The 22,895-nt window shown below is 58.4% G+C and carries 21 protein-coding genes, 2 rRNA genes and 1 pseudogene; 13 read left to right on the plus strand and 11 right to left on the minus strand.

Annotation, left to right across the window (positions count from 1 at the left end; translation table 11 throughout):
• The 5 genes and pseudogenes from VMU57_RS02050 to VMU57_RS02070 all read right to left on the minus strand — a co-directional run.
• Nucleotides 1-570 (minus strand): annotated as a pseudogene (locus VMU57_RS02050) (fucose isomerase); the annotation flags it as partial.
• 183 nt (nucleotides 571-753) lie between these two features.
• On the minus strand, nucleotides 754-1,797 hold the full coding sequence (locus VMU57_RS02055; protein ID WP_325380292.1) for a LacI family DNA-binding transcriptional regulator: 1,044 nt from the start codon (nucleotides 1,795-1,797) through the stop codon (nucleotides 754-756).
• 120 nt (nucleotides 1,798-1,917) lie between these two features.
• Complete coding sequence (locus VMU57_RS02060; protein WP_325380294.1) at nucleotides 1,918-2,586, minus strand: 3-oxoacid CoA-transferase subunit B; 669 nt, start codon at nucleotides 2,584-2,586, stop codon at nucleotides 1,918-1,920.
• Nucleotides 2,583-3,287: a CoA transferase subunit A gene (locus tag VMU57_RS02065; protein ID WP_325380329.1), complete on the minus strand. Its 705-nt coding sequence runs from the start codon at nucleotides 3,285-3,287 to the stop codon at nucleotides 2,583-2,585. The genes VMU57_RS02060 and VMU57_RS02065 overlap by 4 nt, the downstream gene beginning before the upstream one ends.
• Nucleotides 3,288-3,346: 59 nt before the next feature.
• Nucleotides 3,347-4,459, minus strand: coding sequence for an aldose epimerase family protein (locus VMU57_RS02070; RefSeq protein WP_325380296.1), 1,113 nt, complete (start codon nucleotides 4,457-4,459; stop codon nucleotides 3,347-3,349).
• Between the two features lie 169 nt (nucleotides 4,460-4,628).
• On the opposite strand from VMU57_RS02070, the gene VMU57_RS02075 reads away from it, so the two are divergent.
• Nucleotides 4,629-5,858 carry an SGNH/GDSL hydrolase family protein gene (locus VMU57_RS02075; RefSeq protein WP_325380298.1) on the plus strand — a complete coding sequence of 410 codons (1,230 nt, stop codon included), beginning with the start codon at nucleotides 4,629-4,631 and terminating at the stop codon, nucleotides 5,856-5,858.
• Nucleotides 5,859-5,918: 60 nt separating this feature from the next.
• Here the strand turns inward: VMU57_RS02075 and ndk are convergent, their stop codons facing one another.
• The gene (gene ndk / locus VMU57_RS02080; RefSeq protein ID WP_325380300.1) at nucleotides 5,919-6,335 is read right to left on the minus strand and encodes a nucleoside-diphosphate kinase; all 417 of its coding nucleotides are present in this window, start codon (nucleotides 6,333-6,335) and stop codon (nucleotides 5,919-5,921) included.
• A gap of 103 nt (nucleotides 6,336-6,438) precedes the next feature.
• On the opposite strand from ndk, the gene VMU57_RS02085 reads away from it, so the two are divergent.
• Complete coding sequence (locus VMU57_RS02085) at nucleotides 6,439-6,600, plus strand: hypothetical protein (protein ID WP_325380302.1); 162 nt, start codon at nucleotides 6,439-6,441, stop codon at nucleotides 6,598-6,600.
• Between the two features lie 126 nt (nucleotides 6,601-6,726).
• Here VMU57_RS02085 and sucD read toward each other — a convergent pair whose 3' ends face one another.
• On the minus strand, nucleotides 6,727-7,602 hold the full coding sequence (sucD, locus tag VMU57_RS02090) for a succinate--CoA ligase subunit alpha (protein ID WP_325380303.1): 876 nt from the start codon (nucleotides 7,600-7,602) through the stop codon (nucleotides 6,727-6,729).
• The gene (gene sucC / locus VMU57_RS02095; RefSeq protein WP_325380305.1) at nucleotides 7,602-8,780 is read right to left on the minus strand and encodes an ADP-forming succinate--CoA ligase subunit beta; all 1,179 of its coding nucleotides are present in this window, start codon (nucleotides 8,778-8,780) and stop codon (nucleotides 7,602-7,604) included. Before sucC ends, sucD begins: the two co-directional genes overlap by 1 nt.
• A 178-nt stretch (nucleotides 8,781-8,958) precedes the next feature.
• Between sucC and trpD the strand changes: the two genes are divergently transcribed.
• The 5 genes from trpD (at nucleotide 8,959) to VMU57_RS02120 (ending at nucleotide 13,766) form a co-directional block, all read left to right on the plus strand.
• Nucleotides 8,959-9,984, plus strand: a complete 1,026-nt coding sequence (gene trpD, locus VMU57_RS02100; protein WP_325380307.1) for an anthranilate phosphoribosyltransferase — start codon at nucleotides 8,959-8,961, stop codon at nucleotides 9,982-9,984.
• Between the two features lie 52 nt (nucleotides 9,985-10,036).
• Complete coding sequence (locus VMU57_RS02105; RefSeq protein WP_325380309.1) at nucleotides 10,037-11,401, plus strand: MFS transporter; 1,365 nt, start codon at nucleotides 10,037-10,039, stop codon at nucleotides 11,399-11,401.
• 107 nt (nucleotides 11,402-11,508) lie between these two features.
• The gene (locus VMU57_RS02110; protein ID WP_325380311.1) at nucleotides 11,509-11,868 is read left to right on the plus strand and encodes a YbjQ family protein; all 360 of its coding nucleotides are present in this window, start codon (nucleotides 11,509-11,511) and stop codon (nucleotides 11,866-11,868) included.
• Nucleotides 11,869-11,907: 39 nt separating this feature from the next.
• Nucleotides 11,908-12,507, plus strand: a complete 600-nt coding sequence (locus VMU57_RS02115) for a thymidine kinase (RefSeq protein ID WP_325380313.1) — start codon at nucleotides 11,908-11,910, stop codon at nucleotides 12,505-12,507.
• Nucleotides 12,508-12,632: 125 nt separating this feature from the next.
• A complete protein-coding gene (locus VMU57_RS02120; RefSeq protein WP_325380315.1) occupies nucleotides 12,633-13,766 on the plus strand; it encodes an acyltransferase in 1,134 nt (377 codons plus the stop codon).
• A gap of 230 nt (nucleotides 13,767-13,996) precedes the next feature.
• Here the strand turns inward: VMU57_RS02120 and VMU57_RS02125 are convergent, their stop codons facing one another.
• Entirely contained in the window at nucleotides 13,997-15,496 is a 1,500-nt protein-coding gene (locus tag VMU57_RS02125; protein WP_325380317.1) for a S10 family peptidase, read from the minus strand.
• A gap of 255 nt (nucleotides 15,497-15,751) precedes the next feature.
• Between VMU57_RS02125 and VMU57_RS02130 the strand changes: the two genes are divergently transcribed.
• The 6 genes from VMU57_RS02130 to VMU57_RS22925 all read left to right on the plus strand — a co-directional run bounded on the left by VMU57_RS02130 (nucleotide 15,752) and on the right by VMU57_RS22925 (nucleotide 22,115).
• Nucleotides 15,752-16,342, plus strand: coding sequence for a superoxide dismutase family protein (locus VMU57_RS02130; protein WP_325380319.1), 591 nt, complete (start codon nucleotides 15,752-15,754; stop codon nucleotides 16,340-16,342).
• Nucleotides 16,343-16,987: 645 nt separating this feature from the next.
• On the plus strand, nucleotides 16,988-17,602 hold the full coding sequence (locus VMU57_RS02135; protein ID WP_325380321.1) for an RNA polymerase sigma factor: 615 nt from the start codon (nucleotides 16,988-16,990) through the stop codon (nucleotides 17,600-17,602).
• A gap of 112 nt (nucleotides 17,603-17,714) precedes the next feature.
• A complete protein-coding gene (locus VMU57_RS02140) occupies nucleotides 17,715-18,716 on the plus strand; it encodes an anti-sigma factor family protein (protein ID WP_325380323.1) in 1,002 nt (333 codons plus the stop codon).
• The gene (locus VMU57_RS02145) at nucleotides 18,713-19,945 is read left to right on the plus strand and encodes a B-box zinc finger protein (RefSeq protein ID WP_325380325.1); all 1,233 of its coding nucleotides are present in this window, start codon (nucleotides 18,713-18,715) and stop codon (nucleotides 19,943-19,945) included. The genes VMU57_RS02140 and VMU57_RS02145 overlap by 4 nt, the downstream gene beginning before the upstream one ends.
• A 3-nt stretch (nucleotides 19,946-19,948) precedes the next feature.
• On the plus strand, nucleotides 19,949-21,688 hold the full coding sequence (locus tag VMU57_RS02150; protein ID WP_325380327.1) for a DUF4097 family beta strand repeat-containing protein: 1,740 nt from the start codon (nucleotides 19,949-19,951) through the stop codon (nucleotides 21,686-21,688).
• A 43-nt stretch (nucleotides 21,689-21,731) separates the two neighbouring features.
• On the plus strand, nucleotides 21,732-22,115 hold the full coding sequence (locus VMU57_RS22925) for a class I SAM-dependent methyltransferase (protein ID WP_414648591.1): 384 nt from the start codon (nucleotides 21,732-21,734) through the stop codon (nucleotides 22,113-22,115).
• 309 nt (nucleotides 22,116-22,424) lie between these two features.
• On the opposite strand, the gene rrf is transcribed toward VMU57_RS22925, so the two are convergent.
• Together rrf and VMU57_RS02160 are read right to left on the minus strand one after the other, a co-directional pair.
• Nucleotides 22,425-22,541, minus strand: a 5S ribosomal RNA gene (gene rrf / locus VMU57_RS02155).
• 156 nt (nucleotides 22,542-22,697) lie between these two features.
• Nucleotides 22,698-22,895, minus strand: a 23S ribosomal RNA gene (locus tag VMU57_RS02160); the annotation flags it as partial.

The raw sequence follows: 22,895 nt of genomic DNA on the forward strand, positions 1-22,895 counted from the left end.
CGTCTTACCTAGATTCACTGCATCGAGAGGTAGCGCAGCGACGTCCAGATCGCGCACATGGGAAAGATCGTGTGTCACCCTTCCCTCTTTAATCCACTCTCTAATGCCGCGAAGGAAATACTCATCAGTAAAGTCTTCACTCCAGAGGGAATTAAATTTCACCCCAGCCTTGATAAGCGAGCCATTAAGGTTCAACAGGCCGACCAGTCCCGGCCATTGTCCTGACCAGTTGGCAACAGTCAGAATGGGACCGCGATGGCTGCGCATGCCGGGCAATACATGATGACTGTATTGCCACGCCGCTGTTGCAAATACAAGATTGGCATCAGGATCGATGCCGCTGAAGATATCCATCCCCATCCGCTGGCTCGAAATGAAACCATGCCCCGCGCTGGCGTCGACCGGAAATGCCCTCTTCACCTCGACACCTTCTTTGGCAAAACACTCCGTCAGCTTGCATTCCAATTCCTGCTGAGCCGGCCAGCATACTTGATTTGCCGAGAGCCGCAAATCTCCGCTCGTAATAAGAACGACCTCTTCAATTGGCGTATCTACTCGTGAAGCTGACATCGGCAAATCCTTTCATCATTCTTCGTCAAGGTTTTGTTCACTTCAAAGTAATTAGAGATTCCAAGATCTTCATCTCAAAAGCTGATCGGAATTAACCATTAAACCTTTAAAATTTAGAAGTCAGTTAAGCACCTGGTAAAAACTTCTGTCAAGATTTAAGGGGAATCACAATCAGGCCCAGGTCTAACCAGCAGAGCTACTTCTACGGAGCGACGACTGCAGCTTCCGTGGCCGTGTCGACTCGCGGACCACGAGCGTGGGCACAATCCTTACGACAAATGGCTCATTCGTCAGCTTGCCCTCAACCCGGTCCATCAGGATCGTTGCCGCCCGCGCACCCATCTCATAGCCGGGCTGTACCACTGCGGTCAGGTGAGGATGGAAAGAACGGTCCACAGCAAGATCGTCAAAAGTTGCCAGCGAAATATCTTCCGGGCACCGCACTCCTAGCTCCTCAAATGCCTTCAGTACTCCGACCGTCATCACTCCGTTGCACACGAAAATCGCAGTAGGCTTCACGCGCCGCTTCAGGAATTCTTTCCCCAGCCGATAGCCTGATTCGTATCGAAAATCGCCTTCCAGCACAAGGCTGCGATCCAATTCGATATCGGATTCGCGCAGTGCTTCCTCATATCCGCGCAGCCGTTCAAGCCCCGTCTGCAGCGATAAAGCGCCTGTAATAATCGCGATCTTCGAATGGCCGCACTGGATCAGGTGCCGAACGCACTCTCTCCCGCCACGGACATTATCCAAAAGAACGGCGTCAGTGTTGATGTCTGAGACGGTCCTGTCCAGGCACACCACCGAGATGCCTCCCTGCATAATGCTGCGAATATGGCTTGAGTCCTTACCGGGCGCAGAGGCCAGCAGAATTCCATCGACGCGATACGACCGCAGTGCCGACAGGATCCTCCGTTCACGGCCGATCTGCTCATCGGTGTTCGCCGTCATCAGGAAGTAGCCGCGATCGAACGCAGTATCTTCGGCTCCGCGAATAATCTCTGGGAAGAAGGGATTCGTAATATCCGGCAGCACCAATGCGAGCATGCGAGTCTGCTTAACCTTCAGACTCCGTGCAATCTCATTCGGCGAATAGTCCAGCTCGCGAATGGCCTTCTGAACACGTTCCTGCAAGGTAGGACTTACGCGTCGTGTACCTCGGATTACATTCGATACCGTTGCGATCGATACTCGTGCACGTTTCGCGACTTCCACAATGGTGGGCATAAAATATGAGTCCAGCCTTAATGACCAGTTGGCGCTACGGCCAATACGTATCTGATTCTTCTATCGCTTTTGTACATCTTCATCCTAGTCCGAATTCCGTTTAAGCAGCTTCACTCCTTCTTAGAATTCAGCAGAATGCCTGTCCATCGACCGTAAGTCCGGGGCGACGATCAGCTTCGCCTCCGTTCGCGCCTGCACCGCCGCAGCATCGAAACCTTCAGCCACCTCCGTCAGCAGCAGGCCTTCTTTGGTGACACGAATCCAGCACAGCTCCGTCACGATATCGTGGACAACACTCTTCCCTGTCAGCGGCAGCGTACACACCTTCAAAACCTTGGGAGCGCCGTCCTTCGTCTGGTGCTCCATCGCAACCACCACCCGTCGCGCACCCGCGACCAGGTCCATCGCGCCGCCCATCCCTTTCACCATCTTGCCGGGGATCGTCCAGTTCGCCAGATCGCCCTGCTCATCCACCTGCATCGCGCCCAAAACGCTCATGTCCATGTGACCACCGCGAATCATGGCGAACGACTGTTCGCTTCCGAAGAACGAGCATCCCGCCAGCTCCGTCACTGGCTGCTTGCCCGCATTCAGCAAATCAGGATCCGCATCACCTTCCGCTGGCGGCGGCCCAACTCCCAGCATCCCGTTCTCCGACTGAAACACAACGTTGATCCCAGCAGGCACATACATCGCGATCATCGTCGGCAGACCAATGCCAAGGTTGACGTAAAAGCCATCCTTGATCTCCCGCGCAATCCGTCGCGCAATGCGCTCCTTGCCGTTCATGCCGTACCTCTTGCCTGAATGAACTTCGACTCTATCGGCTTTACATAAGCCGCTCCCACAACGACGCGATCGACGTAGATGCCCGGCGTAACGATGTGATCGGGATCAAGCACACCCGGCTCAACCAACTCCTCCACTTCAACGATCGTAAGATCGGCAGCAGTCGCCATCACCGGGTTGAAGTTCCTCGCAGTCTTGCGATAGACCAGGTTTCCATAGCGGTCTCCCCGCCACGCCTTAATCAGCGCAACATCCGCGTGTAATGCCTCCTCCAGAACATAGGTACGGTTCCCAATCGTGCGCGTCTCCTTGCCCTCCGCGACAATCGTTCCCAATCCTGTCGGCGTATAGAACGCCGGAATCCCCGCGCCGCCCGCACGAATCCTCTCAGCCAGCGTTCCCTGCGGCACCAGCGTTAGATCCAGTTCCCCCCGCAGCACCAGCGCCTCCAGCCTGCGGTTCTCACCAACATAGCTGCCGATGTGCGACGCAATCATGCCCGCCTCCAGCATCAACCCCATGCCAAAGCCATCGACTCCCATATTGTTGCTGATCGTATGCAGTCCCGTGATGCCCCGCCGCACCAACGCTGCAATAAGGTTCTCCGGAATCCCACACAATCCGAAGCCGCCCAGCATCACCGTTGCACCACTGCCTATATCGGCAACCGCGGTATCGGCAGAAGAGACAACCTTATCCATGATCTCAACCAGAAAACGCCTCGTGCGCGGCGGCATACACAGCCGCCGCGCCCAGGGATTTACTTCGCTTGAGTGGTGAACGTAAACGTCGTGGTGCTATGCCTCGGCGTGCCCGGCTTCAACTCCGTGCTGGGAAAGTTGGCATGGTTGGGCGAGTCTGGAAAGTGCTGCGTCTCCAGGCACAGCGCGCCATTCTTCAGATAGGGCTTGCCGCTACGCCCGGTGATTGTTCCATCCAGAAAATTTCCGGTGTAGAACTGCACGCCCGGCTCCGTCGTCGTCACCGTCAACACACGGCCCGTCTCCGGATCGTAGACCCGCGCTGCCGTCTTGGTCTCGCCATTCGCTCCACGCAACACCCAATTGAAGTCGTAGCCGCCGGCACGCTTGAGCTGCTCGTTGTTCTCATGGATGCGCGCGCCAACCTCGGTCGGCTTGCGGAAATCAAATGGCGTTCCTTCAACTGGAGCAAGCTCACCCGTCGGAATCAGCCCTGCATCCACCGGTGTGTACTTGTCCGAGGGAATCGTCACAATGTCGTGAAGGATTGTCCCGTTGCCCTCGCCCGAGAGGTTGAAGTAGGAGTGGTTGGTCAGATTCACCACCGTGTCCTTGTCGGTGGACATGCTGTAGTCGATACGCAGCGCGTTGTGGTGCAGCGTGTAGCGCACATGGGCGGTCAGCGTCCCCGGAAATCCCTGGTCGCCGTCCTTGCTCACCAGCGTCATCTCAACGCCATCGGGAATCTCGCGCCCCTGCCACACCAGCGAGTCGAAGCCCACTGTACCGCCATGCAGCATATTGATGCCATGGTCGTTCTTCGGTGTCTGATACGCTTTGCCATCTACCTTGAAGCTGCCACCAGCAATGCGATTACCGTAGCGGCCCACAATCGCACCGAAGTAGGTATTCTTGTCCGCCGTATAACCCGCAAGCGAATCATGCCCCAACACGACGTCGGCTTTCTTGCCGTCTCTGTCCGGCGCTTCCAGCGAGACGATGCGCGCGCCATAGGTCATGATGCGTGCTTCCAGCACATCGCTCTTCAGCGTGTAGATCTCTACGGCCTTGCCGTCGGGGGTCGTTCCAAATGCTGCCTTCGTCACTGCTCCATGTGCCGCCATTCCAGTTGTCATGGTAAGCAGGATAACCTTTGCCAGAGTCTTCGTCATTTCTTCCTCAGTTCTTTCGCCTTCGGCAGTCTGTGATTGCGGCTGATCTCGTCCATTCAGCGCCCGGTTGCGCACGTTTCAGCAACCCTCGCCACTATACTGCAACCCGCCCGCGCCCACGAAACAGCGGTAAGATTGTAGCGTCAGCTCAATCCCTCCAAGGATGGTTATGAACCTCAAACGCAGAACGCTTCCCCCGCTCGCCCTCTTCCTCTTTTGCCTTTGCTGCTTCAATCCCAATACCGCCGCCGCCGCGTCGCCCGATCACTGGGTAGGAACCTGGGCCACCGCTCCCATGGCTCAGGACAATCATGAAGAAAGAGTTGCCGCAGACACCACCTATCGCGAGATCGTCCACGTCTCCATGGGCGGTCCCGCCATCCGCGTCATCCTCACCAACGAGTTCGGCCTTGGCCCGCTCACCATCGGCGCTGCCAACGTCGCCCTCAGCGCTGGCGGCAGCGACATCAATACCGCCGCCTCCGCTCCTCTCACCTTCAATGGACGGCCATTCATCGTCATCCCAGCCGGCGCGCTCGTCGTCAGCGACCCCGTGAATTTGAAGCTTCCCCCGACCTCTAACCTGGCCGTCAGCATCTTCATCCCGTCGCAGCCCATTCAACAGGTCTCCGCTCATGGCTATGCCGATCAGACGAACTACACCGCCCCCGGCAACGTCGTCAGCGCAAAGTCTCTCGACGCTCCGACGAACCTCTACTCATGGCCATTCCTCAAAGGCGTGGATGTCAAAGCCGACGATAAAGCCGCAGCCATCGTAGCCTTCGGCGACAGCATCACCGATGGCGCCTACGCCACACGAGATGCCAACGCGCGCTGGCCCGATGTCCTTGCCGCCCGCCTCCAGGCCGACAAGAACACCGCTGACCTTGGCGTGCTTAACGAAGGCATCGGCGGCAACCGCGTCCTCCACGACGACACCGGCCCCAGCGCGCTCGCCCGTTTCGACCGCGACGTCCTCGCCCAGGCTGGCGTCAAATATCTCATCATCATGGAGAGCATCAACGACATCGGCCACGCCCAGGACCTTCATCACCCCTACGATGTTGTGACTGCCGACGATCTTATCGCCGGGCTCAGCCAGCTCGCCACCCGCGCCCACACTCACGGCATCAAGGTCTTCGGTGCAACCCTCACTCCCTACGTCGGTGCCGGGTACGCCTCTCCCAAAGGAGAAGCCATACGTGAGGCCGTCAATCAATGGATTCGCACCACCAACCAACTCGACGGCGTCATCGACTTCGACAAAGCAACACGCGACCCCTCCAACCCAGAGGTCTATCTCCCCGCCGATGAGCACGGCGACCACCTTCACCCCAACGACACCGGCTACAAGGTCATGGGCGACGCCATCGACCTCAGTCTCTTCAAAAGCAAGTAGCCCCAAACGCAGCAATGGCAGGAGCATCGCTCCTGCCATTGCTTTTTTAATCCAGTAAAACTACTTCAGTTCGTAACCGGCAAAGAAGTAGCCAATCTCAAACGCCGCCGTATCCTCGGCATCGGAACCGTGAATCGCATTCTCGCCGATCGAGGCCGCAAACTTCTTGCGGATCGTGCCTTCGTCGGCCTGCGCCGGGTTGGTCGCGCCCATCAGCTTGCGCAGATCGGCGATGGCATTGTCCTTTTCGAGCACCATCGGAAAGATGGGGCCGCTGGACATGAACTCGGTCAACTCGCCGAAGAACGGGCGAGCCGCGTGAACGTGGTAGAAGCCCTCAGCCTGAGCCTTGGAGATGGACAAACGCTTGATGGAAACAATCTTGAAGCCCGCCTTTTCAATCTCGGCGAGAATGGCGGCCGCATGGCCCTTGCGGACCGCGTCCGGCTTGATGATGCTGAATGTACGCTGTGACAACGGAAATCTCCTCTGTGAATGCTTATCTATCCAGTGTAAAACAATCAGGGAAAGACACACTCACAGGCCAAACCCCCGTCTAAATAAGTCTGGAGCCCGCCGCATGCGCAAAACAGCCTGGATATGGTTCGCCGGTTTCGCCGCCTGGGTCATCGACGGCCTGGTCAGCATTCACTACCGCGACTGGCTGCACGCCCGGCTCGCCTTCATGGTCGCCATGGTCTTCTTCGCAGCCGCCCTGTTCTACCGCAAGCAACCCCGCTGACCCGCTCCTATATATACACCGAATAAGCGCGGCTTCCCTTGTTTGCCATTCCCCATGTTTGTCATTCCCGAAGGGAATCTGCGTTTTGCTCAAATCACCAAAACGCCATCTGGAGGAAACCCCGCTCTAAGCCCTGCCCAGCACCCGAGCCATCGCCTCGCCGATCTCAGACGGAGTCTTCACCACGGTAATCCCGGCATCGCTCATCGCCTGCATCTTGCTCGCAGCCGTGCCTTCGCCACCCGAGATGATTGCACCCGCATGGCCCATCCGTCGTCCCGGAGGTGCCGTCTGGCCAGCGATAAAGCCAACCACCGGCTTCTTCACGTACTTCTTGATAAAGTCCGCAGCAGCCTCTTCCGCTGAGCCGCCGATCTCGCCGATCATGATGATCGCCTCGGTATCCGGATCGTCGTTCAGCAACCGCAGCGCCTCGATGTGGGTCGTCCCAATGATCGGATCGCCACCGATACCGATGGCCGTCGACTGTCCAATCCCGCGCGTCGTCAACTGGTAGACAGCCTCATAAGTCAGCGTTCCCGACTTTGAAACGATGCCGACACTGCCTTCCTTATGAATCCTGCCCGGCATAATGCCGACCTTCGCCTTGCCCGGAGAGATCACGCCGGGGCAGTTCGGTCCGATCAGCCGCGACTTCGAGCGCTTCACGATCTCCCACGCCTTCACCATATCCAGCGTAGGAATCCCCTCGGTAATGCAGATGACCAGCGGAATCTCCGCGTCCACCGCCTCAAGAATTCCATCGGCGGCAAACGGTGGCGGCACAAAGATCACCGACACATTCGCGCCCGTCTCCTTCACGGCCTCTTCGACCGTATTGAAGACCGGCCAGCCCTCGTGAGTGGTCCCGCCCTTACCCGGCGTTACGCCGCCAACGACGTTCGTGCCATACTCCGCACAGCCCTTGGCGTGAAAAGTTCCCTCACGCCCGGTAATTCCCTGCACAATCAGCCGCGTATTCTTATCGACCAGAACTGCCATTACTTACCACCTTTCGCAGCGGCCACTGCAAGATCAGCGGCGTCCTTCATCGTTGTACCCACTAGGAAATTCAATCCTGAGTCCTTCAAGATCTTTCGGCCTTCCTCAACATTGGTGCCTTCGAGCCGCAGAATAATGGGGATCTTCACTCCCAGCTTCTTCGCGGCATTCACCACGCCCTGGGCCAGCACGTCCACGCGCAGAATCCCGCCAAAGATATTGATGAAGATCGCCTTCACGTTCGGATCGCTCAGCAGAATCCCGAAGGCATTCTCAATCTGTTCCTGGTTCGCACCGCCGCCGACATCGAGGAAGTTCGCCGCCGCGCCGCCAGCATACTGAATGATGTCCATCGTCGCCATCGCCAGCCCGGCGCCGTTCACCATGCAGGCAATCGAGCCATCCAGCTTGATATAGTTCAGCGCATATTTGCTGGCTTCCACCTCCAGCGGATCTTCCTCCGACAGGTCGCGCAGTTCCTTCAAATCCTTATGCCGGAACATCGCATTGTCGTCGAAGTTGATCTTGCAATCGAGCGCCAGCAGCTTGCCATCCTTCGTCGTAATAAAAGGATTGATCTCCATCAGCGTCGAGTCCGTATCGACAAAGGCCTTATAAAGCCCGGTCATAAACGCGACCGCCTGGTTGATCTGCGTCGGCTGCAAGCCCAGCTTGAACGCCAGCCGCCGCGCCTGATAAGGCTGAAATCCAACCGCAGGCTCGATGTACTCCTTATAGATAGCGTCGGGAGTCTTCGCCGCGACCTCTTCAATCTCCATGCCGCCAGCCTGCGACGCCATAAACACAACCTTCGCCGAGGCCCGGTCCAGCACCAGCCCGAGATAAAGCTCGCGGTCGATCGCCGAGCCCTCTTCGATCAACAACCGCTGCACCTTCTGCCCGGCAGGACCGGTCTGATGCGTCACCAGCTGCATGCCCAGAATCGCCTTCGACGCGGCGTTCGCATCTTCGAGCGACTTCACCACCTTCACGCCGCCGCCCTTGCCGCGGCCTCCCGCATGAATCTGCGCCTTGACGACGACTGCCGCATTCCCAGCGGCAAACAAACTCTTGGCAGCCGTATCGGCCTGCTCCAGCGTGGTCGCCATCTCCCCGTTGGGGACGGGAACGTTGTACTTGCGAAGAATCTCTTTAGCCTGATACTCGTGAATTTTCATAGGTATTGTCGCGATCTGCCTGCCTCTGAAGTGTAGCGGACGCAAACGAGCAGTCGCAACCAAATCTCGCACAGCGGTGCGGTTATCGTGCCTCCCCCGACAATCTTGTTCGTCCATTAATCCTCGAACAAGCGCCTGCGCTCCTGCCCGTCCTGCCCCACCTGCTACGCTTAAACGAATGCCCCCGCAATCTCATCTCAAGCAGATCATCGAAGGCCGCCAGACCCTTACTCGCGAGTCCGCCCGCGCCCTCATGCAGCAGATCCTCGCCAGCGAACTATCCGAGATCCAACTCGCCGCCCTCCTCGGAGCCCTTGCTGCACGCGGTGAAACCGCCGCCGAGATCGCCGGCTTCGTCGAAGCTATGCGCGCCGCCGCAACCCCCTTTCCTCTCAACGAAGCCGAACGGCTTCAGCTTGTAGACACCTGCGGAACCGGAGGCGATGCCAGCGGCACCTTCAATATCTCCACCGCAACCGCCCTCGTGGCCGCCGCCGCCGGAGCCACCGTTGCCAAACACGGCAACCGCGCCGTCACCTCGCAATGCGGCTCAGCCGATATCCTCGAAGCCCTCGGCGTCCCCGTCGACCTCTCCACCGCTGCCGCAGCCGCCGCTCTGCGCAAACACCGCTTCGCCTTCCTGCACGCACCCGCTATGCACCCTGCCATGAAGGCGGTCATGCCAGTCCGCCGCGCCATCGGCGTTCGCACTATCTTTAATGTCCTCGGCCCCCTCACCAACCCCGCAGGAGCCGCCGCGCAAGTCATGGGCGTCTACTCGCCGCATCTGGTTCCGCTGGTAGCCGAAGCCATGGCCCTGCTCGGCACCCGTCACGCCTTCGTCGTCCACGGCGACACCGGCAGTGGCGGCGGGCTCGACGAGCTCTCCATCAGCGCCCCCAGCCAGATCGCCGAAGTTCGCAACGGAACCATCACCCTCAGCACCCTCACTCCCGAAGACGCGGGCCTTCATCGCGCTCCCATCGATGCCCTTCGCGGAGGCAACGCCGAGACCAACGCAGCCATCCTCGAAGCCATCTTCTCTGGCGAGCTCAGCCCCCGCCGCGACATCGTCCTGCTCAACGCCGCCGCCGTCCTCGTAGCCTCCGACCTCACTCCGACCCTTACCGAAGGCGTCGCCAAAGCAGCCCACGCCATCGACACCGGAGCCGTAAAAACCCTGCTCGCCAACCTACGCGCCTGAGCCCTGTCAATATTGAATCGCAGTTGCTTCTAGGTACGCCAAGCCTTCAGGCTTGGCCCTCTCGCCATCCTCATCTCGAAATGGGGTTTTAGCCCCTGGAGTATGCCGTCTTCTCTCAGGCCGCATTACGTCCCTTCACTCCGATACAATCCCGCATAGCCAAAAATGCAGGAGAGGCCGCATCGAAGTTCTATCCCTATCGCAAAACGAGCAGAGCACTCCCGGCTGGCAGTTTGCCGTAACCTCAGGCATCCTCGGCTGGGTCCTTGACGCCTTCGACTTCTTTGTCGTTATCTTTCTGCTCGACTCCCTCGCCGCGCACTTCCACGTCCAAAAGAGCGCCATCGTCTGGACGATCTCCATCACGCTGGCGATGCGTCCCGTCGGCGCACTGATCTTCGGTGCGTTAGCTGACCGTTACGGACGCAAAAAGCCGCTCATCGCCTGCGTCATTTACTTCTCTGCCGCTACGGCACTAAGCGCCTTCGCGCCCAACTACATCTTCTTTTTTGCCCTGCGCGCGCTCTACGGAATCGGCATGGGCGGCTACTGGGGCATCGGCGCGTCGTTCGCGATGGAGAACGCTCCCCGCGAGCGACGCGGCATCCTCTCCGGCATGATGCAGGGCGGCTATCCCTTCGGCTATCTGCTCGCCGCGGTCGGCATGATGACCATCGCGCCGCACTTCGGCTGGCGCGCCATGTTCGTCGTCGGCTCGTTCGTAGCGGTCGCCATCGTCATCCTCACTGCCCTCTCGCCCGAGTCCGAAGCCTGGAAGATGCACCGCATGGGCTCCATCGGGAGCATCTTCAAGACCCTCTTCCAGCACAAACGCAGCTTCTTCTATCTGCTTATGGTCATGGCTGTGATGACCTGCCTCTCGCACGGCACGCAGGACCTCTATCCCGACTTCCTCAAGACGTTGCCAAGCATCAAACATGCCCTGATCCTCGGCGTGCAGCCGCTGTACGGAATCCCCATCGTCTACAACATCGGGGCCATCGTCGGTGCGCTCTTCTTCGGCCAGATCTCGGAGAAGATTGGCCGCCGCTACTCCATCATGGCTGCACTTGTAGTTTCATTGCTCTCCATTCCCGCATGGGCCTTCGGAGGCTCGATGCTCATCCTCGTGCTCGGCTCCTTCATGATGCAGGCCGGAGTGCAGGGAGCCTGGGGCGTAATCCCGGCACACTTGAACGAACTCTCTCCCGACTCGGTGCGCAGCCTCTTCCCCGGCGTCGTCTACCAGCTCGGCGTCCTCATCGCCTCCCCGGCAGTCTCATTCGAATTTCTCCTGCGCGATCACTTCGGCTATCCCTGGGCGCTCACTCTCTTCGAAGGCGTGGTCATCGTTGTGCTCATCTTCGTCTTCGCCTTCGGCCCAGAACAGCGAGGCCGAAGCTTCCGCCAGCAATAGGGCGACAGCTATTCCTGAATCGGTGCAGCGAGCACGATGGGCATGAAGCGATGCTCGCAACGCCTCGGCCACGGAAGTACAATCCTCCCTAGCCAAAGGAGAGCCTTATGTCCGCCTACCCACCGCCGCCCATCGCCTTCGACCCCACCATGATCACCACGGCCCTCGAGTTGCCCGGCTACCGCATCGTCCGCAATCTCGGAGTCGTTCGTGGCATCGTCGTGCGTTCGCGCTCCATCTTCGGCACCTTCGGCGCGGGCCTGCAGACCATCCTCGGCGGCAACATCACCATCCTGTCGCAGCTCTGCGAGAAGACCCGACAGGACGCCTTCGCCATGATGGCGCAGCACGCCGCAGAGCACGGAGCGAACGCCGTCATCAGCTTCCGCTACGACGCCAACGAGCTGATGCAGGGAGTCACCGAGGTCCTCGCCTACGGCACAGCCGTCATCGTCGAGCGAATCTGATGCGCTAAAATCCACCGCCAAACCCGCTACGATAGCTCCATGACCACCGTCCCAGGCCGCATCGAAGTCATCACCGGCCCCATGTTCTCAGGCAAGTCCGAAGAACTCATCCGCCGCCTCAAGCGAGCCAGAATCGCTCGTCAGCGCGTCGCCTGCTACAAGCCCGACATCGACCTCCGCTATCACCGCACCGCCATCGCCAGCCACAACTCGCAGACCCACGACGCCACCACGGTCGCCACCGTCGAAGACCTGAAAGCCGCGCTATTTCCGCAGCTTGGCGAGATCGACGTGATCGGCATCGACGAGGCCCAGTTCTTCGACACGCGCCTGATTCCGCTCTCGGTCGAACTCGTCCACCTCGGCAAGCGAGTCGTCATGGCGGGCCTCGACACCACCTTCAACGCGGAGCCCTTCGGCCCGATTCCGGCACTGATGGCTATCGCCGATGAGGTCACCAAACTCTCCGCCGTCTGCATGGTCTGCGGCCAGCCAGCGATCCACACCCAGCGGCTGGGACAAAGCCAGGAACTTGTCGTCGTGGGAGCCGCAGGAGTCTACGAGGCACGCTGCCGCGCCCACTTCCAGCCCTTCGCTGACGAGCACAACTCCGAACAACTAGAGCTTCACGCGCTCTAAATCGGACCGAACGAGAAGCGTGACACCATTCACATTGAGGAACAATAAATACATCGCATCGAGGATATATTCCTCCCGCAACCGATGGCGTATATTTTAATCGCACGAAATCGGAGAAAGACAAGATGAACGACTTGAACATTTCTCTACCTGTGCAAAAAGCGAAAAGGTTTTATGAATTGGACTCAATGCGCGGCCTAGCGGCGCTTATCGTCGTCTTCAGCCATTTTCGTAATATGTTCTACCTCGGTGCCGGACTCGATCATGGAGTGTTAGCACTGCTCTATCCACTTGTGGCTGCTCATGAATCCGTTATATTTTTCTTTCTGCTCAGTGGCTTCGTCTTAACCCTGCCCTTCCTCCGAAGCACGAGGAACACGTATTCCACCTTCGTACACAGGCGCGTCTTACGTATCTATGGTCCTTATATTGTTGCGCTGGTCATAGCAATCATTGGTTGTGCAATCTGGCACGGCCGTGTGAGTCCTATTGGCTGGGGAGCAACGATATGGGAAATGCCCGTGACCTTCAAGTCCGTCGTCAACCACATCTTGTTCATCGGCAACTACAACTTCCGAGCGTACAACCCGGTTATCTGGTCCCTCGTTTACGAGATGCGGGTATCACTCATCTTCCCATTCTTGTTTCTCATGGTGTTCAAATTTCGCATACGGTATACCCTCATCGGCATCGCGGCATGCACATGCTTTGGGGTTACGCCCTCCGAGTCAAAATCACTCATCACGCTTGAATACATCGGAATATTTCTCATCGGCATTCTTCTTGCGATTCACAAAGACGAACTTGCGCGTCTCTACCGCACCATCTCACCGCGACAGCGCCTACTATTCTTCTTGTTGTCGGCAGTGCTGTACCTAGAGAGCCACAGGCTCATCGGCCTTGGTCCTCTGTGGCACCTCGGAGATATGCCAATTGCTCTTGGTGCGGCAGGTTTCATCATTGTTGGATTGAACTCCTCAGCCGTAAAGCGTGTTCTAAATTCGTCTATTCCACACTTCCTTGGAACTATCTCTTACAGCCTCTATCTCATTCATGGTCTCGTGCTTTTTGCCATGACTGCAACCTTAAGAACTAAAGTCAGCCACCCAGTCTTCTTCGTCATCTACTTCCCGACAGCCGTCTTGCTGTCCTGGGCATTCTATGCGGCTGTTGAAAAGCCGTTCATGCTCTGGAGCCACAAAGTCGGACGACGTAAGACAGTGCCCGTCATTGAACCCGTATTGGCGGCAGATTCGTAATGATCTCTAAAAGACACACCCAATCCTGAAAACTACCTATAGTGCCACTTATTCAACGGAAATAGCCTCAACAGGCAAGAGCAAATACAGGGGTCTCTCCACTGCGCGGCGCACGATGAAACTGTGCGCCGCTTAGGTCGAGATGACGTGCGTTTGAGTTAAGAGGTGAGGTGCCTGTGTCGAATGCTGTGCGTCTCGGCATCCTTCACAGACACGACTCTGCCCGCGAATCAATGCTCTTTGAACATCTCCATGACGTCCTTCTGCAGCGCCATCTGGCTGGAAGGGCGGCTGTAGAACATGTGGCCGCCGGGATACTCCTTGACCTGCACGCGGTTCGGGTCGCCCATCATCGGCATCTGGTCCACGGTGAGGATCGAGCCCATGAACGGGCAGGAGAGATCGTTCCAGCCATGGACGATCAGCACATGCATCTTGGGATCGTTCGCGACCGCCTCGCGAAGCTGTTCGACTGAGCCTTTGCGCAGCTCGTCGCCGCCGTCCCACAGCCGGTTTACATCGCCGCTCAGCGCTTCGTAGCGCGCATCCGTCTTCCAGCCAACGGTCTGGGTCACGAAGTTGACCATCGCTGACGTTGTCGGAGCGATGATGCTCTCAAGAATAGGATCGTTGCTGCGCTGGTCCGGATCGTTCGGGAACGGGTCCCATGCGGTGACGTTGGGATCATAGCGGCTGCCCAGTTTTCCTTCGGAGCGATAGACCTCGCGCAGATAAGCCTGGGTTTCGAGCTTGCCACCAGCGCGCTTGACGAAGACCGGATCGAGGCCGGTGAGTTCGGTCACATGCTGAATCATCTGCTGCGTCGCCTCTGGATCGGAGCGGCCTTTCATCAGGGCGGCGGCGTAGTCGGTGCGCGTGTAAGCGATGACCGGAGCCATGGCCTCGGCGCTCAGCTTGTGCTCGCGCTCCATGTGGGCGGCGACGATGGAAGGCAGCGTCATCATCCAGGGCAGCGGCGAGAGATCGCCGTTGTCCTCAACCGTCGGGTTCAGATAGGGCGAGACCAGGACGACGCCGTTCAGCGCCACGCCGAGCTGGGTTTGCAGGTAATGCGTGATGCGCGGTCCGCGGAAGCCGCCGTAGCTTTCACCGACAAAGTACTTGCGCGAATCGAGACGGCCATTTTTGACCAGCCAGTCGTAGACCATTCTGGAGAGGTATTGGATGTCGGGAACGGTAGTATAGAAGAGCTTTTTGGTCTCGGCCTCGGGGACGAGCGAGCGGCTGTAGCCCGTGCCAATGGGGTCGATGAAGACCAGATCGGTGAAGCCGAGCCAGGTGCCCGGATTGTCGGTCAGGGTCGCCGGATCGGATGGGCTGTCGCCTTCCGCGCCGAAGGCTACATGCTTGGGGCCGATGGCTCCGAGGTTGAGGTAGACCGACGAAGCGCCGGGACCGCCGTTCATCGCGAAGGTGACGGGGCGATCTTTTCCATCTACCGTGTAGGCCGTGTAGACGACTTCGCCGACCTTCTTGCCCGCTTGATTGTTCACCGGAAGCGTTCCTACCGTGACCGTGTAGTGGAGCGGCTTGCCGTCGAGCGTCATCGTCTGTTGCACATGAGCGTCCGCAGGTAGAGGAGCGAGATCAGGCTTGGGCTCAGCCGATTTGGACGCCGCAGGCTTGGCATCGGGAGCATCCTGCGCCTTTGCGACCGGGAGCAGGATCAGGGTTGAGGCAAACGCGAGACGCACCGCAAGGCGGGACACAGAGTAAACTCGTGACGACATCATCTAATAAACATACACATTGCAGGCTTTTATGGCTGTTTTCCCCGCCGGGTGTAGTCATGCAAGCCTGGAAGAAACGCAGATTCCCTTCGGGAATGACAAAAAAATGGCAATAAAATAGGGCAAGGATCATCCGATAAAGAGTTGCCCCTATAGGAGAATTGCTATCAACATCCAGCTTGCCGACTTTTAGTCGATCCATCGCAAGTTTTCTATAGCGTGCATCAAAACTTATTGATCGAAGCTCTAAACTGGCAGCAGTCGCAGACCGAATCGCGCCTCAAGGGAGACAACACCATGCGCATGACCATTGGCCTACTGGCCTTAGCCACCTTCGCCGCCGCGCCCGCATTCGCCAAGTCCAGCAACAAGCTGGTCGTGCCGATCAAGACCAGCGAGGGCCAGGATGCCGGAACAGCCACCTTCCGTCAGCTCAAGAACCGCGAGCTCTCCGTCAAACTCAACCTCAAGAACCTTCCCTTCGGCCAACATGCCGTCCACATCCACGAGCACGCGGTCTGCAATGCGCCGGACTTCAAGAGCGCGGGCGGCCACTTCAACCCCGCGGGCAAGCAGCATGGGACGATGAACCCGGAGGGCCACCACAATGGCGACCTGCCGCAGAATGTTTCCATCGGCGAAGACCATACGGGCTCGGCCAGCTTCAAGGTCTCCGATCTCTCGATGACTGCGGGCAAGGCCAACAATATTCTTACCGGCACAGCCATCGTCGTTCACGAGAAGGCAGACGACATGAAGACCGACCCCACGGGAAATGCCGGGAACCGGATCGCCTGCGGCGTGATCTCCGCTCCTACACCGTAATGATGGGTCGGAATGGAGAGGTACCCCCACCCCCCGGGGTATTTCTCCGATAAACCATTCAAATTCATGCACTTGCGAGATTTATATCCGGCAAAATATTGATTGTAAAGGATTTAACCCCTAAAATATTGCATCGAAAAGAGTTAGACCCGGCGTCGATCGCCGGGCCCTTTTCTTTGCTCTTTTAAAGCTTACCAAACGGCGGGAAACTCATTTGCAGATCTCCAAGGTTTATTTTTGTGGACGTAAGTTTCTTTTTTTGTGATTGTTAGGGGGATCAGTTCCGAATTTTTTCTACGTTTGGGGCTTGACACGATTAGACCGGGCTTTCAGCCCTCATCATTTGGGGATCGGTTCCCTGGGGCGCTGCCCCAGGCTGGTATAGGCGCTCGCCAGCAGATCTTGCCCCTATTGGCCACCGTATAGCGGTATTTCAAGTGTGTGTTGAACTAGTGTGAATGCCGCTGCGTACAGGCATCCATGGGCGTTCTTCACATTGCGATTCCCGCACCGGGCCGGCCAGCCGGGCGCAAAGCGACGCCCCGCGCAGTCACCCACTCCGGGCACGGAACCTCACATCAAAACACCCCGTCGCCAGCGCCGCGAGGTACACTTCTTCCACCACTTAACACGTCAGAGGCACGATTGGAGCGCACCCCCGAGCAGGAAGCCGCGCAGGAAGCCGTCGCCAGACTGGTACGCCAGTGCATGGCCGGGGACTCGCACGCCTGGCAGCAGCTCGTAAGCTCGCAACACCGCCGCATCTATGCCATCTGCTACCGCTTTACCGGGTCCAGCACCGACGCCGAAGACCTGACGCAGGATGTTTTTCTCAAGCTTTATAAGAACCTCGCCAGCTTCGACACGCAGAAGGGCAGCTTTCAGACGTGGATTACGACGCTGGCCCGCAACCTGCTTGTCGACCACTTCCGGCGGACGCGGCTGGACCGCGCGAGCGACTCGCTCGACGTGAGCTTTGACGGCGAGGACGGGAGCCCGACGATGAGCGACCGGCTGGCCGATAACCGCCCCTCGCAGGAGCAGCATGTCGCCTCGATGGAGTTGAAAAGCCAGATACAGTGCGCCCTTAAGCAGCTTTCGCCCGAACTTCGCGAAGCCGTCATTTTGCGCGATCTGGAAGATATGGATTACAAGGAGATAGCACAGGTGCTCCGCATCCCCGAGGGAACGGTGAAAAGCCGCATCAGTCGCGGTCGCGGGGAACTTGCGAGGCTTCTGCAGCGTATAGAAAGACAGTAGAAAGATGGGCAGTACGGGTACAGAAAGGCCGGTAATTTTAGTTATAGAAAGACTGGCAATTTTAGTTATAGAAAGACCGGCAACGCAGTTGATAGAAAGGCAGGTGATGTAAGTGGCAGAGTTCAACCAATTCGGTAGCGCACAGCCTCCCCAGACGGGGGAAGCCGGACACTGCGCTCAATGCGAGGCGATGCTGGCCGACGCGCTCGACGGGACGCTCTCCACGGCAGAGCAGGCGATGTTTAACCTGCACATGGCCACCTGCTCCACTTGCAGCGCCATGCTGGCCGACGCCCAACGCGGAGCCGAATGGCTGGAGATGCTGAAGTCGCCCCGGCCTGAGCCTTCGGCGGCCCTGCTGGAGCGGATTCTTGCCCAGACCTGCAACGCCCAGTCCAACTCCCAATCCGACGCTCAGTCTGCCGCTGGTCAGCCCCAGCTTGTCGCCAACAAGCAGCGAGCTGGGCATGGACTGTGGCAACCCAGCACGATTCTCGGGCACTCGGGCCAGATCCCGGCCACGGCGATGCGGCCAGCAGCGGCGTATGCCTCCACCAATGTTCTACCCTTCCGCAGCCGCGTGGCTGCGGGTTTCCATCTGCGCTCCCTTGGCCAGACGCTGCTGCAGCCACGACTGGCCATGACCGCGGCGATGGCCTTCTTCTCCATCGCGCTGACGATGAACATTACCGGGGTTCGCCTCTCGCAGTTGCGTGTCAGCGATCTTCGGCCCACCAGCATCAAACGCAATATCACCCAGGCGAATGCGTCCGTGCATCGCTACTACGACAACCTGAAAGTGGTCTACGAGCTGGAGTCGCGGGTGCGTGACCTGCAACGCTCGACCAGCGACACCGACCAGTACAACCTGCCCTCGAACCAGAGTGCCCCGGCTACCGAGCAGCCAGCCAAACAACAGCCCGCAGCAGAGAAACCGGACTCCAAACAGTCCCGCCCCAAACCCGGCCCCGGCTCCAGCCAGCGTGAGACCCGGAGCGGCAACGTGCAGTTTGCCGACTCCACCGAACGGCCAGCCTCTGTCCCCGCCACCCAGGCTTTTGTTGTCTTTACTCCCAGCATTTTGAAGGACCTGCAGGAAGGGGAACTTGTATGAACTGCGCAAACCATCCTGATCGTGAACGAATTGCATTCTGCCAGAATTGCGGGACGCCTCTGTGCCAGGAGTGCACCCGCGCTGTCGGCTCGGCTGTCTTCTGCGAGCCCTGCCTGATCGCCAAACTATCGGGCGCAGGCTCACCCAATCCTGCGGGAGGCCCCGCTCCGGGGGTGAACTATCCGATCGACGGAACGATTCCGCCGCCCCCGCCACAGCCGGACGAACCCAATCCCGGCCTTGCCGCCATACTGGGCTTCATTCCCGGCGTGGGCGCCATGTATAACGGCCAATACGCCAAGGGCATCGTGCATCTGATCGTCTTTGCCGTGCTGGTGAGTCTGGCAGGCGAAAACGGCATCTTTGGCCTCTTCATCGCTGGTTGGGTCTTCTATCAGGTCATCGAAGCTCATCACACCGCGCAGGCGCGCCGCGATGGAACGCCGCTTCCCAATCCCTTTGGATTGAATGACCTCGGCGAGCGTCTCGGCTTTGGCAAATCGTGGCCGAGCGCAGCAGCACCTGGACAGGCCAACGGGCAGTACACCGCTGCGCCACCGGACGCGACCGTTCCCCCTGCCCCAGACTATGCTCCGCCGACAGCGGGCTACCAGCCCTATACAACACCTCCGCCGCCATCTTCCAGTTGGAATACATCGTGGGAGAACTACGTTCCGCCAGCGACACCGTTCGTCAATTCGCCTCCTCCCCCGACAGACTTCAACACTCCCTACACCGGCAGCCGCTTCCCTACCGGAGCAATCTGGCTGATTGGCCTTGGCGCGATCTTCCTGATCGGCAACTCCGGCATGTTCCACGGTTATCCGATGCACTGGTTCGTGCCCTTTCTCCTGATTGGGTTTGGAGTGTGGCAGTTCGTCCACAAGATGACGGAGACCGGCCCCCTTGCCGACGACGGAACCGCCGCCTATAAGTTTCGTTTCTTTCATGCGCTGCGCGGTGCCATCTGGATCATTCTGATCGGCGTGCTTTTCCTGCTCGACAGCTCACATATCCTCTCGTGGGGGCGAAGCTGGCCGCTATTCATCATCGTTGCCGGAGTCATGGCCGTTTTGCAGCGAGCAGTCTTCACGGCTGCTGCCGCCGCTACGGTTCCGTATCCCTCTTCGTACCCGCCTCCTCCACCCGCCGGGCCTGCGCCGACGACCACCGCATCGAGCAGTACCTCGATCATTCCTTCCAACACGAACGACGAGGAAGGGAAATAAGCCATGGCCACCAATCCTCCACCTTATCCGCCGTCGGGACCTCCCTACGGCAATGACTGGAAGTACCAGCGCCACCTGATGAAGGAACAGGCCCGGATGCAGCGCGATATGCTGCGCGCCCAGGCAGCGGCCTATCGCAACCAGGCTCGCGGAATGCGCCACGGCTCTATCGTCGGGCCCTTCATCCTCATCGCGATCGGCGTGGTCTTTCTGCTGGTGCAGATGGGCCGCCTTGATGCCCACCAGGTATGGGACTGGTACGGTCACTGGTGGCCGATACTGCTGATCGGCGCAGGCGTGGTGATGTTCCTTGAATGGATATTTGACCGCTACATCTCGGCCGATCCCTCACGCCCGGTCTATCGCAGGGGCATGGGCGGAGGGGTGTTCTCGCTGCTTCTACTGCTGGTCATCGCCGGGGTGATCTTCAGCGGATTTCGGCACGGCAATGGAAGCTTCTTCAACCATGGCTTCGGCATCAACCAGAATGATCTCGACCAATTTCTGGGGGACAAACACGAGAGCGACCAGTCCATGATTCAAGCCCTTCCTGCCGGGAATGGCTTTTCAATCGATAACCCTCGCGGCGACGTCTTCGTCTCCGGAACCAGCGATGACAACCAGATCCACATCTCCGTCCATAAGGAGGTGTATAGCCGCTCGGACTCTGATGCCGACCATAAGGCTCAGCAGTTGGTACCGCAGCTCAGCACGGTCGATAACAGGGTCATGCTCACCATGCTGCCTCTTCCCGGCGGCCGCGGCGATCTGACGATCACGGTACCTCCGACAGCCGCCATCAGCGTCACCGCGAACCACGGCGACGTGCAGGTCAGCGCGATCAAAGCGCCGGTTTCTGTTACCGCGAACCACGGCGATGTCGTATTGAGTGCCATTACCGGGCCCGTCACCGCCCGCATTAATAACAGCGACTCCTCCTTCTCGGCTCATAGCATCACCGGTCCGCTCATCGTCGAAGGCCGCGGCCAGGACCTGACGCTCTCTGACCTGAGCGGCCCGGTGACGATCAATGGCGACTTCTTCGGCAATACCCACCTCGAACACATCCGCGGCTCGATCAAGTTCCACTCGACGCGAACCGACATGCAGCTCGGCCGGCTCGATGGCGAGACCGATATCAGCAACAATGCCGACCTTTCGGCGAGCGAGGTCGTCGGACCGCTCACGCTCAGCACCCGGAGCCGCAACGTTACGCTTGACCGCGTCGCCGGAGATGTCTCCGTCACCAACAGCAATGGCTTTGTAAATGTGACCAGCGCTCCGCCGCTCGGCAACGTCACCATCGAGAATCGCAACGGAGACATCACCCTTACCGTACCCGAGCACTCCAGCTTTTCCGTGGACGCTCAAACCACCGATGGCGACCTCGATAACGACTTTTCCCTGCCCAACCAAGGCACAGAGACCCATAAAAACTTTACCGGCACCGTCGGCAAAGGCGGCCCAACGGTTCGGCTCTCGAATAATCATGGCGATATCGCACTGAAGAAGACCACGGTGATGCCGCTGCCTATTGCTCCCCCCAAACCGCCTAAGCTGACCATCATTCCGCCGGAGGCCAGAAGCGCCATTGAAAATGCCAAAGCGATTGAGAAAGCAGCCGAGCAAAGCGCAGCGCAAGAAGTAAAAGCAGCCAGGGCCCAGGCAAAGGAAGCCGAGGCGCAGGCAAAGCGCGACGCGAAACGCGACTCCCAGTCCTCAGACGGCGATCGTCCACAGTAGTGCGGCATCCCCTTCAGGCGTACTAATGCCCACAATTGGGTGAATGAAGGATCCACATTCCCAACGGAAACGGCCTGGATGCAGATTGCACAGGCCATTGCGGCATCGCGACCGGTGTCGTGGACAAGTTGGCCGATGTGCCCGGTGCAGCTTCGGGTCGCCGGAGAGGTCGCTGAAAAATCGGATATTGGACGTCGGCTGTGGCACAGGAGACAAGGCCCAATACCTTGCGGAGCATGGTGCAGCTCATGTTCTCGCCATCGATCCTAATGAAAGCTTCGCCAGACAAGGGCAGTACGCAAAAGCTGACCGAACCTGGAACGGGTTCCAGGCAGATTTGACGACTTATTGTCGCTCTTTCAACGACACAACAGACAATTCGATTCCATCGTCTGCTTCCCGGCTTTCATGTGCGCAAATGATCTGAGGACCACGACAGAGACATCGACAAGCCTTCCTGGCCCGGCGGGACGCTTGCAGTCTCCCTAGCGCATCCCTTCCCTTTTGCCATCCTACGTTATGAGTTCGAAGGAAGGAGCTATGGGCATGCCAATCAGCAAACCGAAGCTTATCGCTACCTGCCTCCGTGGAGGGCCAATGCTCTTCTGGAATGTGCTATGCCTCGTATCCCCAAATCGCTGAATGCCATCTCTGAAGTGGGCTGCTACTGGCACTCTCCTATTCAAGAGCGGACAGTAAAAAGCCCCATCCTCGAAAGGATGGGGCTTCTGTATTATGCCGGCGATCACCTAATCTCCCACACACTTACGCGTGCAGTACCATCGGCCCAACGAGGCTTAACTTCCGTGTTCGGGATGGGAACGGGTGTGACCCTCGCGGTAAACTCACCGGCAAAGTTTAGAAATTTCGCTCTCGCGATCTTCCACAACTGAATAGATTGGGATTAGACGTTTGTTGCATCTTGCGTTTTATCCAAAAGTTATAACTACAAAGCTTGTATTGAATGACTCTAGAACAGTGGACATTCTCACTGCGCAGAGTAAATTCTATGGACAAGCCGAACGGGCGATTAGTACTGGTAAGCTACATGCATTACTGCACTTCAACCTCCAGCCTATCAACCAGGTGGTCTTCCTGGGCCCTTCATTTCCCTTTTGGGTTGGGAGATCTCATCTTAGAGCGTGCTTCCCGCTTATATGCATTCAGCGGTTATCACAACCGAACTTCGCTACCCAGCCGTGCCCTT

The organism is Edaphobacter sp., from assembly GCF_035532915.1.
In the GTDB taxonomy this organism is placed as follows: Bacteria; Acidobacteriota; Terriglobia; order Terriglobales; family Acidobacteriaceae; genus Edaphobacter.

What these genes read in the sequence shown, in the direction of transcription:
- VMU57_RS02055 (WP_325380292.1), bottom strand. Translation starts at nt 1,797, where the DNA reads ATGCCCACCATTGTGGAAGTCGCGAAACGTGCACGAGTATCGATCGCA.
- VMU57_RS02060 (WP_325380294.1), bottom strand. Translation starts at nt 2,586, where the DNA reads ATGAACGGCAAGGAGCGCATTGCGCGACGGATTGCGCGGGAGATCAAG.
- VMU57_RS02065 (WP_325380329.1), bottom strand. Translation starts at nt 3,287, where the DNA reads ATGGATAAGGTTGTCTCTTCTGCCGATACCGCGGTTGCCGATATAGGC.
- VMU57_RS02070 (WP_325380296.1), bottom strand. Translation starts at nt 4,459, where the DNA reads ATGACGAAGACTCTGGCAAAGGTTATCCTGCTTACCATGACAACTGGA.
- VMU57_RS02075 (WP_325380298.1), top strand. Translation starts at nt 4,629, where the DNA reads ATGAACCTCAAACGCAGAACGCTTCCCCCGCTCGCCCTCTTCCTCTTT.
- VMU57_RS02085 (WP_325380302.1), top strand. Translation starts at nt 6,439, where the DNA reads ATGCGCAAAACAGCCTGGATATGGTTCGCCGGTTTCGCCGCCTGGGTC.
- sucD (WP_325380303.1), bottom strand. Translation starts at nt 7,602, where the DNA reads ATGGCAGTTCTGGTCGATAAGAATACGCGGCTGATTGTGCAGGGAATT.
- sucC (WP_325380305.1), bottom strand. Translation starts at nt 8,780, where the DNA reads ATGAAAATTCACGAGTATCAGGCTAAAGAGATTCTTCGCAAGTACAAC.
- trpD (WP_325380307.1), top strand. Translation starts at nt 8,959, where the DNA reads ATGCCCCCGCAATCTCATCTCAAGCAGATCATCGAAGGCCGCCAGACC.
- VMU57_RS02110 (WP_325380311.1), top strand. Translation starts at nt 11,509, where the DNA reads ATGTCCGCCTACCCACCGCCGCCCATCGCCTTCGACCCCACCATGATC.
- VMU57_RS02115 (WP_325380313.1), top strand. Translation starts at nt 11,908, where the DNA reads ATGACCACCGTCCCAGGCCGCATCGAAGTCATCACCGGCCCCATGTTC.
- VMU57_RS02120 (WP_325380315.1), top strand. Translation starts at nt 12,633, where the DNA reads ATGAACGACTTGAACATTTCTCTACCTGTGCAAAAAGCGAAAAGGTTT.
- VMU57_RS02145 (WP_325380325.1), top strand. Translation starts at nt 18,713, where the DNA reads ATGAACTGCGCAAACCATCCTGATCGTGAACGAATTGCATTCTGCCAG.
- VMU57_RS02150 (WP_325380327.1), top strand. Translation starts at nt 19,949, where the DNA reads ATGGCCACCAATCCTCCACCTTATCCGCCGTCGGGACCTCCCTACGGC.
- VMU57_RS22925 (WP_414648591.1), top strand. Translation starts at nt 21,732, where the DNA reads ATGAAGGATCCACATTCCCAACGGAAACGGCCTGGATGCAGATTGCAC.